The following is a 13,470-nucleotide window of genomic DNA, read 5'->3' on the forward strand; positions in this document are numbered from 1 at the left end:
AAACTGAAGAACCTTCATTTAAGGCCTGCGCCCGGACAAATTGTCGCAGGGGGCGAGGCTGTGAAGCGGATCTCTATAGGGACAATAGACTGTTCCGGACGTTCTGAATGTATTGCGGTGGTTGTTCTCGGTCTAGTGAAGTAGGACAATTGCCGGCTTCTCGTCACCGTCAGCGACCTTGCATGGCCTTTCTTGCTCTGGGTATCAACCATAAGACTGCATCAGTGGATGTCCGCGAGCGCGTGGCATTTACGCCTGAGCAGCTGGTTGAAGCGTTGCAGCAGCTCTGCCGCCTGACCCAGAGTCGCGAAGCCGCGATCCTCTCCACCTGCAACCGCAGCGAGCTGTATATAGAGCAGGATCACCTCACCGCCGACGTGGTGCTTGGCTGGCTGGCCGACTATCACCATCTGGACCTCGAAGAACTGCGCGCCAGTGCCTACGTGCACGAGGACGACGCGGCCGTGCGGCACATGATGCGCGTGGCTTCGGGGCTCGATTCGCTGGTGCTGGGCGAGCCGCAGATTCTCGGCCAGATGAAATCCGCCTACGCCGTGGCCCGTGAAGCGGGGACCATCGGCCCGCTGCTCGGCCGGCTGTTCCAGGCGACCTTCAGCGCCGCCAAGCAGGTGCGCACCGACACGGCCATCGGCGAAAACCCGGTTTCCGTGGCCTTCGCGGCCGTCAGCTTGGCCAAGCAGATCTTCAGCGACCTTCAGCGCAGCCAGGCATTACTGATCGGCGCCGGCGAAACCATCACGCTGGTCGCCCGGCACCTGCGCGATCTCGGGGTCAAGCGTATCGTGGTGGCCAACCGCACGCTGGAGCGCGCAAGCATTCTGGCCGAAGAGTTCGGCGCCCATGCGGTGCTGCTGGCCGACATCCCTGCCGAACTGGTCAACAGCGACATCGTGATCAGCTCCACCGCCAGCCAATTGCCGATCCTGGGCAAGGGCGCGGTGGAAAGCGCGCTGAAACTGCGCAAGCACAAGCCGATCTTCATGGTCGACATCGCCGTACCGCGGGATATCGAGCCGGAAGTCGGCGAGCTGGACGACGTTTACCTGTACACCGTCGACGATCTGCACGAAGTCGTCGCCGAAAACCTCAAGAGTCGCCAGGGTGCAGCCCAGGCGGCCGAGGAACTGGTGAGCCTGGGCGTCGACGACTTCATGTCGCGGCTGCGTGAGCTGGCAGCGGTGGATGTGCTCAGGGCTTATCGCCAGCAGAGCGAACGCCTGCGTGACGAAGAATTGCAAAAGGCCCAGCGCCTGCTGGCCAACGGCGCCAATGCCGAAGAGGTGCTGATGTCGCTGGCCCGAAGCCTGACCAACAAGATGATGCATGCCCCCAGCGTGCAACTGAAAAAGCTGTCCGCCGAAGGCCGCGTCGATGCGCTGGCCATGGCCCAGGAACTCTTTGCCCTCAACGAGGGCTCCACGGATAAACCCCCGCAATGAAAGCTTCACTGCTCAAAAAACTGGACGTGCTCAGCGACCGTTTCGAGGAATTGACCGCGTTGCTGGGCGACGCCGAAGTCATTTCCGACCAGACCCAATTCCGCGCCTATTCCCGTGAATACGCGGAAGTCGAGCCGGTGATCCAGGCCTATTCGCAACTGCAGAAAGTGCAGGCTGACCTCGAAGGCGCCCAAGCGCTGCTCAAGGACAGCGACCCGGACCTGCGCGAAATGGCCGTCGAGGAAGTGCGCGAAGCCAAGGATCATCTGGTGGTGCTCGAAGGCGAGCTGCAAAAGCTGCTGCTGCCCAAGGACCCCAACGACGGTCGCAACGTGTTTCTGGAAATTCGTGCCGGCACTGGCGGTGACGAAGCGGCGATTTTCTCCGGCGACCTGTTCCGCATGTACTCGCGCTACGCCGAGAAGCGCGGCTGGCGGGTGGAGATTCTCTCCGAGAACGAAGGCGAGCATGGCGGCTTCAAGGAAGTCATCGCCCGGGTCGAAGGCGACAACGTTTACGGCAAGCTGAAGTTCGAGTCCGGCGCCCACCGCGTGCAGCGCGTGCCCGAGACCGAATCCCAGGGCCGTATTCACACCTCCGCCTGCACCGTTGCGGTGTTGCCCGAGCCTGACGAGAAACAGGCGATCGAGATCAACCCGGCGGACTTGCGCATCGATACCTATCGCTCGTCCGGCGCCGGCGGTCAGCACGTGAACACCACGGATTCGGCGATCCGCATCACCCACTTGCCGACCGGCACGGTCGTCGAGTGCCAGGAAGAGCGTTCGCAGCACAAGAACAAGGCCCGCGCCATGGCCTGGCTCGCGGCCAAGCTCAACGATCAGCAGACCGCCGCGGCGGCCAACGCCATCGCCAGCGAGCGCAAGCTGCTGGTGGGCTCGGGCGATCGTTCCGAGCGCATCCGTACGTACAATTTCCCACAGGGGCGAGTGACAGATCATCGCGTCAACCTGACGCTGTACTCGCTGGATGAAGTGATGGCCGGTGGAGTCGATGCAGTGATAGAACCGTTGCTTGCCGAGTATCAGGCAGACCAACTTGCGGCATTGGGTGAGTAAATGACCATCATCGCCAGCCTGTTAAGAAACGCCGAACTGCCGGACTCCCCGACAGCCCGCCTGGACGCAGAATTGCTGCTCGCCGCCGCCCTGGGCAAGCCGCGAAGCTTCCTGCACACCTGGCCCGAGCGGATTGTCAGCTCCGAAGCCGCCCAGGCGTTCGATGAATACCTGCAGCGCCGCCGTACCGGCGAGCCGGTGGCTTACATTCTGGGCCAGCAGGGTTTCTGGAACATCGATCTGGAAGTGGCCACCCACACGCTGATCCCGCGTCCGGAAACCGAGATGCTGGTGGAAACCGCGTTGGAACTCCTGCCGGGCGCTATTCCTCATCGCCTGCTGGATCTGGGCACCGGCACCGGCGCCATTGCGCTGTCGCTGGCCAAGGACCGCGCGCAGTGGACAGTGACCGGCGTGGACCGCGTGCAGGAAGCGGTCGACCTCGCCGAACGCAACCGCCAGCGCCTGCATCTGGACAACGCGCGGATCGCGCTCAGCCACTGGTTTAGCGCCGTTGAAGGCCAGCGTTTCGACCTGATCCTGAGCAACCCGCCTTACATTGCCGACAACGACCCGCATCTGGTGCAGGGCGATGTGCGTTTCGAGCCCAGCAGCGCGCTGACCTCCGGCGCCGATGGGCTGGACGACCTGCGTCTGATCGTCTCCCAGGCGCCTGCGCACCTGGAGCCCGGTGGCTGGTTGCTACTGGAGCACGGCTACGACCAGGGCCCAGCGGTGCGTGAACTGCTCGATCGCCACGGTTTCGAACAGATCCAGACCCGCCGCGATCTGGGGGACCACGAACGCATCACTTTCGGACGCGTGCCACTGTGAACACCACCGAGCTGACCAACGAAGAGCTGCTGCGTTACAGCCGGCAGATCCTGCTGTCGCAAGTCGACATCGACGGCCAGTTGCGGCTCAAGCAGAGCCGCGCCCTGATCGTCGGCCTTGGGGGGCTGGGCTCTCCAGTGGCGTTGTACCTGGCTGCGGCGGGCGTGGGCGAATTGCATCTGGCGGACTTCGACACGGTCGATCTGACCAACCTGCAACGCCAGATCATTCATGACAACCAAAGCGTCGGCCAGAGCAAGGTCGACTCGGCCATCACTCGCCTGACCGCGATCAACCCGCAGATCCGTCTGGTGGCCCATCGCGCGGCACTGGATGTCGATTCCCTGGCCGCTGCGGTGGCGAGCGTGGATCTGGTGCTCGATTGCTCCGACAATTTTTCTACCCGCGAGGCGGTCAACGCGGCCTGTGTGGCGGCGGGCAAGCCGCTGGTCAGTGGCGCGGCGATTCGCCTGGAAGGCCAGTTGTCGGTGTTCGACCCGCGCCTACCTGCCAGCCCGTGCTATCACTGTCTATACGGTCATGGCAGCGAAGCCGAACTGACCTGCAGCGAGGCCGGTGTGGTCGGTCCGTTGGTCGGGTTGGTCGGCAGCCTGCAAGCGCTGGAGGCCCTGAAGCTTTTGGCCGGTTTTGGCGAGCCACTGATCGGTCGCCTGCTGTTGATCGATGCGCTGGGCACGCGCTTCCGCGAGCTGAAGGTCAAGCGCGATCCGGGCTGCAGCGTCTGTGGCGCAACCCATGAATAGAGTGCTCTGAGGATGGCTAGAGACAGCGATGCGCCGATTGGCGTGTTCGATTCAGGCGTCGGCGGGTTGTCCGTACTGCTGGAAATTCGTCAATTGCTGCCTCAGGAGTCACTGCTGTTCGTTGCCGACAGCGGCAACGTGCCTTATGGCGAAAAAACGCCGGAATTCATTCGCCAGCGTTGCGTGACCATCGCCGAGTTCTTCCGGGAAAAAGGCGCCAAGGCTCTGGTGTTGGCGTGCAATACCGCAACGGTGGCCGCCGCTGCCGATCTGCGTGAGCGCTATCCCGACTGGCCGATCGTGGGCATGGAGCCTGCGGTCAAACCGGCTGCCGCAGCGACTCGCAGCGGCGTGGTGGGCGTGCTGGCGACCACCGGCACGCTGCAAAGCGCCAAGTTCGCCGCCTTGCTCGACCGTTTCGCCGGCGATGTGCAAGTGGTCACCCAGCCCTGCCCGGGGCTGGTGGAACTGATCGAAACCGGCGATCTGCAAAGCCCGGCCCTGCGCCTGATGTTGCAAGGCTATGTCGAGCCATTGCTGGCCGCTGGCTGCGACACCATCGTGCTGGGCTGCACCCACTATCCCTTCCTCAAGCCCCTGCTACGGGAGATGATCCCGGCATCGATCTCGCTGATCGACACCGGCGCCGCAGTTGCTCGCCAATTGCAGCGTCTGCTCAGCCAGCAGCACCTGCTCGCGAGCGGCCATTCTCAGGCGGCGCAGTTCTGGACCAGTGGCGATCCCGATAATTTCAGAAACGTCCTACGTTTGTTATGGAAAAATTCTGACAGTGTGCGAAGCTTCGGCCTGTGAAAAAAACGTGAATAGCGCTGATTTTTACTGAACTAACGCACGCTGACAGATTTCTGATCGAAGTCTGTTGATATAAAAAATTTCTAACTGCACTCGAAAATAGGATGTTTCAGATGAAGCGACTGTTTTGTTTGGCTGCGATTGCGGCCGCGTTAACGGGGCAAAGTGCGTTGGCACTGGCTGATGGGGTTGAGTTCTCGGTGGGGCACACTGGCGAATCGACGATGACCTATCGCCTGGGTGCGCAATTTGATTGGGACAAGAGCTGGTGGCAAACCAGCGTCGGTCGTCTGACCGGTTACTGGAGCGGCGCCTACACCTACTGGGAAGGCGACAAGAGCGCCAGTAACAACAGCCTGTCGTTCTCGCCAGTCTTCGTTTATGAATTCGCCGGTGACAGCGTCAAGCCTTACATCGAAGCCGGTATCGGCGCTGCGGTATTCCAGCGCACGCAAGTCGAAGGCAACAAACTGGGCAGCGCGTTCCAGTTCGAAGACCGCCTGGGTTTCGGTCTGCGTTTTGCCGGTGGTCATGAAGTCGGCCTGCGCGCCACTCACTACTCCAACGGCGGCCTGAGCAGCACCAACGACGGTATCGAAAGCTACGCGATTCATTACACGATGCCGTTCTAGAGCGCGCATCGATTTATTGTGGGAGTGAGCTTGCTCACGATTTCGATGGCCCAGCCCATCGACAGCCTTCGTGAGCAAGCTCACTCCCACAGGCTTCTATAGGCCATAGGTCTTGCGGCGGCTATAAATAAGCCGTCGCAATCCCTTCCCGCTCGGTGATGCACTCAGGTGCACCCATCTCGAATTCCCTGCAGATCAACGGCCGCTTTTCGTAGATCGTGCACATCATCGTGTCGCGATCCAGCGCCGCGCACCAGCCATCGTCCAGGCGCAGCATGACCTCGCCGCCCCAGTCATCGGTATCGATGAAACGCTCGGGCACGCCGGTGTCGGTGATCAGCATCACTTCCAGTTGGCAGCAGCAGGCGGCACAGGTTGAACAGGAAACGGCAGGTTCGACAGGTTCTGCGGGGAGTTGCAGCAGGGGAATCGCTTTCATGGGCGCCAGTGTAAAGCAGTGCGGCAATGAGCGCGGGCCGGCCTGACAGACGTCGCCTTCATGCCGACACTTCATCGTGGCGCGGATCGCGGAACCACGCCGCGAGCCAGTGCAGCACCGGGAAGACCACTGCCCAGATCGCTCCCAGGATCAACGCGCTGGGCCACACGCCAAATGGCAGTTGAACGTAGGTCAGATGCGACCCGGCGATGTAGGACGCCGGCCCACCGATTGCCCCCAGCACACTGGCCAGCCACCAGCGCTTGCCCGACCACGCCAGGCAATGCCCCAGGGTGGTCGCCAGCAATGGCCACAGCAAGGCCAGCCACAGCGGAATCACCCGGCCGACTTCGCCGAAATCGAACAGGCCGATCTTGATCAGCGCGCTGTCGAGCACGCAGCCCAGGGCGAACACCGTCATCAGCAGCTTGGCTTCGGTGTGCCAGGAACCGATGAAACGCAGGTGCAGCAACAGAATCGCGAATGGAATCAGCAGCCAGCCGCTGTTGCCGCCCAGTACGCAGGTGAACCAGCCAATCTGAAACAGCACGGCGTTCAGCAGGTTTCTAAGCATTGAAGCGTCCCAGCAACGGCTCGGGAGTGGCGCCCGGCTTGGCCAGCAGCAACTGCGCAGTGCCGATGGTGCGCTCAAGGAACCCGCCTTCGCAGTAGCACAGGTAGAACTCCCACAGACGCAGGAAATAATCGTCGTACCCCAGTTCCGCAAGGCGCCCGGTGCTGTGGCGGAAGTTGTCATGCCACAAACGCAGGGTGCGTGCGTAGTGCAGGCCGAAGTCCTCCATGTGCAGCAGGTTCATGTCGGTGTCTTTGCCAACGATCTCCAGCATTCGTGTAACCGACGGTAAGGCGCCGCCCGGAAAAATGTAACGCTGGATGAAGTCGACACTGCGCCGCGCCTGTTGATAGCGCTGCTCGCGGATGGTGATCGCCTGCAAGAGCATCAGGCCGTTGTCCTTGAGCAATCGCGTGCATTGCTTGAAATAGGTGGGCAAGAAGCGATGGCCGACCGCTTCGATCATCTCGATGGACACCAGCTTGTCGAATTGCCCGGTGAGGTCGCGGTAGTCGCTCAAAAGCAGCGTGACGCGATCCCCGAGGCCCAGTTCGGCAATGCGTTTTTCGGTGTAGGCGAACTGTTCCTTGGACAGCGTGGTGGTGGTCACTTTGCAGCCGTAATGCTGCGCGGCGTAGATCGCCATGCTGCCCCAGCCTGTGCCGATTTCCAGCAAATGATCGCTGGGTTTGAGCGACAGCTTCTGGCAGATGCGCGCCAGTTTGTTCAGTTGTGCCTGTTCGAGGGTGTCGTCAGGGCTCTGAAACTGCGCGGCGGAATACATCATGGTCGGGTCGAGAAACTGCTCGAACAGCTCATTGCCCAGGTCGTAATGCGCGGCGATGTTTTTCTGCGAGCCCTTGCGCGTGTTGCGGTTGAGCCAGTGCAGGCCGTGCACGAGCGGGCGGCCCAGGCGCGCCAGGCCACCCTCCATCGCATCCAGTACGTCGAGGTTACTGACGAACACGCGGATCACGGTGGTCAGGTCGGGGCTGGTCCAGTAGCCATGGATGAACGCCTCGCCAGAGCCGATCGAGCCGTTGCTCGCCACCAACCCCCAGACGGCTGGGTCATGCACGTGGATCTCGCCCTGCAGCTTCGCGCCCGCAGCGCCGAACACATGGCGCTCATCGCCTTCATAAATCACAAGCTGGCCATGGCGTAGATGGGAGAGCTGGCGCAGGACGCCTCGGCGCAACAGGCTGGACGTCAGGCTGTTGGCATTCAAACCGGCAGTGAGGCAGTTACTTTTCATGACGTCGATCCTTGGGTTGAACGGCGGCAGTGCGGTAGGAGCCTTCGGCGGCTTGATGGGAAAAAACCGGTACGCGTTTGAGAAACAGGCGCAGCGCCTGCCAGTAGATAGCCAGGCAGGTCTTGGCGGTCATCCAGGGAAAGGTGCGCAAATGGCGATGCAGGGAAGGGCGATCCAGCGGTTGGCGTTGCAGATTGAGCGTGGCATCGAATACCTTGTCTGTGCCGCGCCAGTCGGCCATGTGCACGCCCAGGCGCTCGCCCGGCTGGCTGAAGCTCATGCGGTATTCCAGGTCCTGCGGCAGGAACGGCGACACATGAAAGGCCTTGGCCACGGCGAAATGCTGGTGGCCGTCTGCGCCTGCCGGCAGCACATAGTGATAGCGCTCGCGCCACGGCGTGTTGGTGACTTCGCAGACGATCGCCGCCAGCGAGCCATCGCGCTCGAAGCAATAAAAGAAGCTCACCGGGTTGAAGGCCAGCCCCCAGCTGCGCGCCTGGGTCAGCAGGCAGATCCGCCCCAGCGGCACGCGGCCCAACGCGTTGCGCAGAATCTCGCGCACCGCGGCGGTCAGTGACAGGCCCTTGCCGGTGTACTGGCGCAGATAGTCGCCGGGGCGAAAGGAGAACGGCGCCAGACAACTCAATCCAGCCAGCGGCGAGAGGTTCATGACCGCGTCCTGCTCGTCCAGGTCCAGGTACAGCATGCCGATGCGGTAAGTGAACGTATGGCTTCTGGGCGAAAAGCGCCGGTGCGTCACCAGGCCGCTGTACAGGGCGCTGTTCAGGGCGGCGTTATTCATAACTGCTCCCCGAACGCCGACGCCACGCGCAACGCGCTGACCACGCCGTCTTCATGGAAGCCGTTGGCCCAGTAGGCGCCGCAGTAGTAGCTGTGCTGTGCGCCGAACAGTTCCTGCCAGCGTGCCTGCGCCGCGATGCCTTCAAGGCTGTATTGCGGATGGGCGTAGCGGTAGCGGGCGAGGATTTTCTGCGGGTCGATGGCCGGTGTCTGGTTCAGGCTGACGCAGAAGGTGGTGTCGCTGTCGATGCCTTGCAGGATGTTCATGGCATAGGTGACGGCGGCCGATTGATCGCCTGCGCCGCCGAGCCTGTAATTCCAGCTGGCCCAGGCCAGAGGGCGCCTGGGCAAAAGCCGTGTGTCGGTGTGCAGGACCACGTCGTTGTCGGCGTAGGGCAGGGCGCCGAGGATCTGCCGTTCGTTTTCGCTGGGCTCGGCCAGCATCGCCAGCGCCTGGTCGCTGTGGCAGGCGAAGATCACCTTGTCGAAGCGCTCGGCACCCTGAGCGCTGTGAACGGTCACGCCTTCCCGGTCGCGCTCGACCCGGCTCACCGGGCATTGCAGGCGAATGCGCTCGCGAAACGGCGCGGTCAGCGGTTCGATGTAGCGGCTCGAACCGCCTTCGATCACACACCATTGCGGGCGGTTGTTGACCGACAGCAGGCCGTGGTTCTTGAAAAAGCGCACGAAGAATTGCAGCGGGAAAGCGAGCATATCGGCCAGCGACATCGACCAGATCGCCGCACCCATGGGCACGATGTAATGGTCGGTGAAGCGCTGCCCGTAGCCTTCGGCTTTCAAGTAGGCGCCCAGCGTGGTGTCGGCGGCGATGCGCTGGCTGTGCAGGTCGGCCAGTGCGCGTTTGTTGAAGCGCAGGATGTCGCGCAGCATGCCCCAGAACGAAGGCGACAGCAGATTGCTGCGCTGGGCGAACAGGCTGTTGAGGGTGTTGCCGTTGTATTCGGTCTGGCCGCGTGGGTCGCACACCGAAAAGCTCATTTCGGTGGGCTTGTAGGCCACGCCCAGCTTGCCCAACAGCTTGATGAAGTTGGGGTAGGTCCAGTCGTTGAACACGATGAAACCGGTGTCGATGGCGTAGCTTTTGCCGTTGACCGTGACGTTGACCGTGTGGGTGTGGCCGCCGATCCAGTCGTTCGCTTCGAACACCGTGACGTCGTGCAGCCGGTTGAGCATCCAGGCGCAGGTCAGTCCGGAAATGCCGCTGCCAATGATCGCGATCTTCATGACGCACCTCCGGATGTGCTCGATGCGCGAACCATGCGTTTGCCCAGCGCCAGTTGCAGCCGCTCTGGCAGCAGCGCCAGTAGCTTGAGGATCAGGATGAAGGCCCAGGGAAAGGCAATTTCCAGCGGGCGACGAGATTTCTCCAGACGCTGGGCGATGTACTTCGCCGCTTTCTCCGTCGGCCAGCTCATGGGCATCGGGAAATCGTTCTTGCGAGTCAGCGGTGTGTCGACGAAGCCGGGGCTGACCAGCGTGACGTCGATGCCTTCGCGGGCCAGATCGATGCGCAGCGAGCGGAACAGATAGCGCAGCCCGGCCTTGGACGCGCCGTAGGCTTCGGAGCGGGTCAGCGGCAGAAACGCCACGGAGCTGGCGACGCCCACCAGATGCGGCTGTTGGCCCAGGCGCAACAGGTTCAGCGCTTCCTGAACGCAGTAGGCGGTGGCGATCAGGTTGGTCCGCACCACGCGTTCGACCAATTGCGCGTCGAACTGGCTGGCGTCGATGTATTCACAGGTCCCGGCGTTGAGAATCGCCGTGTCGACCGCGCCCCACACCTGCGCGATGCGCTCAGCGATGGCCTGCACCTGCTCGGGCTCGGTGATGTCCCCGGGTGCCAGCAACACCTGACGTGGGAAGCGCCGCTCAAGGGCTTCAAGCGGTTCGAGGTTACGCGCAGTCAGCGCCACCTGGTGCCCGGCACCGAGCAGTTCTTCAGCCAGCGCCAGGCCAATGCCGCTGCTGGCGCCGGTCAACCAGATGCGCCGTTTCATCCCAATCGCCCCTTGAGCCAGCGGATCATCCGGCCCATGACCGGCAGGTGCTCGTAGAGCAAAGCGCCGGCGTCGAAGAAGTCGCGGTGCTGGAACACCTTGTTGTCGGTCCACAGCAGGTGCGAGCAGCCTTGTACGGTGATCGGCTCGCCATGCTTGAGGTGCGCGTGGCGGTAGGTCATGGTCCAGCGCAGATAGCCTTTGCCTTCGCGCACCTGGTCGAAGGCGTGAAACTCGAACCCCAGGTCGCTGACGTTGGCGTACAGGTCAGCGAAATACTTGTGCAGCGCCGGCAGGCCGTTCACTTCATGCAGCGGGTCGGCGAAGGCGATGTCGTCGCTGTACAGCTCGCCGAGCCGGTGCAGGTTGTCCTTGTTCAGCTCGGCGAAACGCCGGGCGTAGTCGCGCAGGAATTCACTCATGGTATTGAGTCTCTGCTTGTCGGTGGGGCAGGGATTTGAACGCGGCCAGGGCGCGCTCGCGGCTGGATTTCAGATCGACGATCGGCTGTGGATAACCTTTCACGCCGAACAGGCCGCCCATGGCCGCCGGGTCGTGAATGTCGCGCTTGTTGAGTTCGGCCAGTTCCGGCACCCAGTGCTTGATGAACAGCCCTTCGGGGTCGAAGCGCTCGGACTGGCTGACCGGGTTGAAAATGCGGAAGTAGGGCGATGAATCGGTGCCCGTGGAAGAACTCCACTGCCAGCCGCCGTTGTTGGCCGCCAGGTCGCCGTCGATCAGATGCTGCATGAAGAAGCGCTCGCCTTCGCGCCAGTCCAGCAACAGGTTTTTGGTCAGGTACATGGCCACGACCATGCGCAGGCGGTTGTGCATCCACCCGGTTTCCAGCAACTGCCGCATGGCGGCATCGACGATCGGCAGCCCCGTGCGGCCCTGCTGCCAGGCTTCGAGATCTTTCGGCGCATGGCGCCATTTCAATGCTTCGGTTTCCGGGCGGAAGGCCCGGTGCCGCGAAACCCGCGGGAAGCCCACCAGCACGTGTTTATAGAACTCGCGCCAGAGCAGTTCGTTGATCCAGGTCACCGAGCCTTCATTGCCGGTTTCGAACTCGCCATGGTTGCTGCGCAGCGCGGCGTGCAGGCACTGACGCGGCGAAACCACGCCCGCCGCCAGATAGGCCGACAGCTGGCTGGTGCCGGGCTTGGCCGGGAAATCCCGCTCGTCCTTGTAGTAATGCACCTGATCGTCGGTGAAGTGTTCGAGGCGTTTGCGCGCGTCGGCTTCGCCAGCCGGCCAGAGCTTGCGCAGCGCCTCGGATGGCGTGGCGAAACCCTTGACGCTGTCAGGCACGTCGTCGCTTTTGATGTGCAACGGCGCCTGCTGCTTCGGCAGGCGCACAATCGAAGGCACCGAGTGGTGCAGGCGGCCATAGCAGACCTTGCGGAACTGGGTGTAGACCTTGAAGTAGCCGCCGCTTTTGGTCAGCACGCTGCCCGGCTTGAAGAACAGCTGATCCAGATGGCTGTGAAAGCCGATGCCCTGTTTGTCCAGCGCCGCCGCCACTTCGCGATCCCGGCGCTGTTCGTTGATGCCATATTCCTCGTTGACGTGGACCTGCTCGACCTTGTGCGCCTTGCACAGATCGGCGATCACCTTGGGCGCCTTGTCCCAGGTGTCGGCGTGAACGACCAGCAGCGGCACGTTCAGCGCTTTCAGTTCCACTTGCAGTGCCTTGAGGTTGCGCAGCCAGAAGTCGACCTTGCACGCAGCGTCGTCGTGCAACTGCCACTGCCCGGGGCTGATCAGGTACACCGCCAGCGTCGGCCCCTGATGCATGGCGGCGCTCAGGGCGGTGTTGTCGTGTGCGCGCAAGTCGGTGCGCAGCCAGAAGAGTTGCATCAGATAAGTCCCAGTCGCTGCAGCGCGGTATGGGCTGCCAGAGGATGTTCGGCGAGGCTCAGCCCGGCGATTTCGCTGGCCGGGCCGTTGAGTTCGTCGGCATGAATCAGCACCGTCGGGCCGACGATCAACTTCGGGCACTCGACGTTGTTCAACAGGCGCGGCAGTTGGCCCAGGTTCAGCGGCTTGCTCGAATACAGCAGCACTGCGCGGGGCTTGAGGTGCTCGCAGGCCAGGGTCAGTTCGCCGGCCGGCAGCGGCCAGTCGAAGACTTCCACCGGGCAATCGGCGCTGCTGATCAGCCAGGCGGTCAGCCACAGGTGCGGCTCCAGCGGCACGTCGGACTGATTGATCAGCAGAAACGGCGCGCCGCTGACCTGGCGATTGTTGTGGTACAGGCGCGCGCCGAACTTGCTGCGCAGCCAGGAATAGAAAAACACCCGCTCCATCTGCGCGCCGAACTGGCCCTGCCAGCGTTGCTCCAGCGCGCCGAGCAGGGGCAGCAGCAGTTGCTCGCACAGGGTGCGCGGCGGGTACAGCGACATGGCCTGATTGACGGTTTCGTCCAGCCGCCGCTCGGCCAGGCTGCTGATCGCCAGCAGCAGCGTCTGGCGCAGGCGGTCCCAGTCGCTCTCGACTTCGGCCGGGGGCGTCTGCTGGTTGTCGATCAAGTGTTTGACCTGGCTCACCGCCACGCCGCGATTGAGCCAGGTGAGGATGGTCAGCACCCGCTCGACGTGTTCGGTGGTGTACAGGCGATGCCCCTTGGGCGTGCGATGGGGCACGATCAAGCCGTAGCGGCGCTCCCAGGCGCGCAGGGTCACGGCATTGACGCCGGTCAGGCGCGCCACTTCGCGGATCGGCAGCCAGCCTTGCTCGATGGCCTGGGCGTAGGCTTGCGGGTCGTCTTCAAGGGCGTCGGAATTCGGGTTCTTCATGGG

At 62.8% G+C, this 13,470-nt stretch carries 15 protein-coding genes; 6 read left to right on the forward strand and 9 right to left on the reverse strand.

Translation table 11 applies throughout. The features are described 5' to 3' along the window. Positions 1-182 precede the first annotated feature (182 nt). The 6 genes from hemA (at position 183) to AC1MEK_RS19610 (ending at position 5,582) form a co-directional block, all read left to right on the forward strand. Positions 183-1,460, forward strand: coding sequence for a glutamyl-tRNA reductase (gene hemA / locus AC1MEK_RS19585; RefSeq protein ID WP_480397928.1), 1,278 nt, complete (start codon positions 183-185; stop codon positions 1,458-1,460). Then, positions 1,457-2,539, forward strand: coding sequence for a peptide chain release factor 1 (gene prfA / locus AC1MEK_RS19590; protein WP_480397929.1), 1,083 nt, complete (start codon positions 1,457-1,459; stop codon positions 2,537-2,539). Before hemA ends, prfA begins: the two co-directional genes overlap by 4 nt. Then, positions 2,540-3,373, forward strand: coding sequence for a peptide chain release factor N(5)-glutamine methyltransferase (gene prmC, locus AC1MEK_RS19595; protein ID WP_480397930.1), 834 nt, complete (start codon positions 2,540-2,542; stop codon positions 3,371-3,373). An 11-nt stretch (positions 3,374-3,384) separates the two neighbouring features. Continuing rightward, positions 3,385-4,137, forward strand: coding sequence for a molybdopterin-synthase adenylyltransferase MoeB (locus tag AC1MEK_RS19600; protein ID WP_480398094.1), 753 nt, complete (start codon positions 3,385-3,387; stop codon positions 4,135-4,137). Between the two features lie 12 nt (positions 4,138-4,149). After that, a complete protein-coding gene (gene murI / locus AC1MEK_RS19605; RefSeq protein ID WP_480397931.1) occupies positions 4,150-4,950 on the forward strand; it encodes a glutamate racemase in 801 nt (266 codons plus the stop codon). A 113-nt stretch (positions 4,951-5,063) separates the two neighbouring features. Further along, positions 5,064-5,582, forward strand: a complete 519-nt coding sequence (locus tag AC1MEK_RS19610) for an acyloxyacyl hydrolase (protein ID WP_480397932.1) — start codon at positions 5,064-5,066, stop codon at positions 5,580-5,582. 121 nt (positions 5,583-5,703) lie between these two features. On the opposite strand, the gene AC1MEK_RS19615 is transcribed toward AC1MEK_RS19610, so the two are convergent. Genes AC1MEK_RS19615 through AC1MEK_RS19655 form a run of 9 tightly spaced genes read right to left on the reverse strand, consistent with a single transcriptional unit; the run spans position 5,704 to position 13,467 of the window. After that, the gene (locus AC1MEK_RS19615) at positions 5,704-6,021 is read right to left on the reverse strand and encodes a YkgJ family cysteine cluster protein (protein WP_480397933.1); all 318 of its coding nucleotides are present in this window, start codon (positions 6,019-6,021) and stop codon (positions 5,704-5,706) included. 58 nt (positions 6,022-6,079) lie between these two features. Then, on the reverse strand, positions 6,080-6,595 hold the full coding sequence (locus AC1MEK_RS19620; protein WP_480397934.1) for a DUF2878 domain-containing protein: 516 nt from the start codon (positions 6,593-6,595) through the stop codon (positions 6,080-6,082). Continuing rightward, positions 6,588-7,850: a class I SAM-dependent methyltransferase gene (locus AC1MEK_RS19625; protein ID WP_480397935.1), complete on the reverse strand. Its 1,263-nt coding sequence runs from the start codon at positions 7,848-7,850 to the stop codon at positions 6,588-6,590. Before AC1MEK_RS19625 ends, AC1MEK_RS19620 begins: the two co-directional genes overlap by 8 nt. Further along, a complete protein-coding gene (locus AC1MEK_RS19630; protein ID WP_480398095.1) occupies positions 7,840-8,637 on the reverse strand; it encodes a DUF1365 domain-containing protein in 798 nt (265 codons plus the stop codon). Before AC1MEK_RS19630 ends, AC1MEK_RS19625 begins: the two co-directional genes overlap by 11 nt. An 11-nt stretch (positions 8,638-8,648) precedes the next feature. Continuing rightward, positions 8,649-9,896, reverse strand: a complete 1,248-nt coding sequence (locus AC1MEK_RS19635; protein WP_480397936.1) for an NAD(P)/FAD-dependent oxidoreductase — start codon at positions 9,894-9,896, stop codon at positions 8,649-8,651. Beyond that, entirely contained in the window at positions 9,893-10,669 is a 777-nt protein-coding gene (locus tag AC1MEK_RS19640) for an SDR family NAD(P)-dependent oxidoreductase (protein WP_480397937.1), read from the reverse strand. The genes AC1MEK_RS19635 and AC1MEK_RS19640 overlap by 4 nt, the downstream gene beginning before the upstream one ends. Continuing rightward, positions 10,666-11,091 (reverse strand): nuclear transport factor 2 family protein, encoded by a 426-nt coding sequence (locus AC1MEK_RS19645; RefSeq protein ID WP_480397938.1) that lies wholly within the window; start codon positions 11,089-11,091, stop codon positions 10,666-10,668. The genes AC1MEK_RS19640 and AC1MEK_RS19645 overlap by 4 nt, the downstream gene beginning before the upstream one ends. Beyond that, on the reverse strand, positions 11,084-12,529 hold the full coding sequence (gene phrB, locus AC1MEK_RS19650; RefSeq protein ID WP_480397939.1) for a deoxyribodipyrimidine photo-lyase: 1,446 nt from the start codon (positions 12,527-12,529) through the stop codon (positions 11,084-11,086). The genes AC1MEK_RS19645 and phrB overlap by 8 nt, the downstream gene beginning before the upstream one ends. Next, positions 12,529-13,467 carry a MerR family transcriptional regulator gene (locus AC1MEK_RS19655; protein WP_480397940.1) on the reverse strand — a complete coding sequence of 313 codons (939 nt, stop codon included), beginning with the start codon at positions 13,465-13,467 and terminating at the stop codon, positions 12,529-12,531. The genes phrB and AC1MEK_RS19655 overlap by 1 nt, the downstream gene beginning before the upstream one ends. Positions 13,468-13,470: the final 3 nt, after the last annotated feature.

Source organism: Pseudomonas sp. 2, from assembly GCF_056627435.1.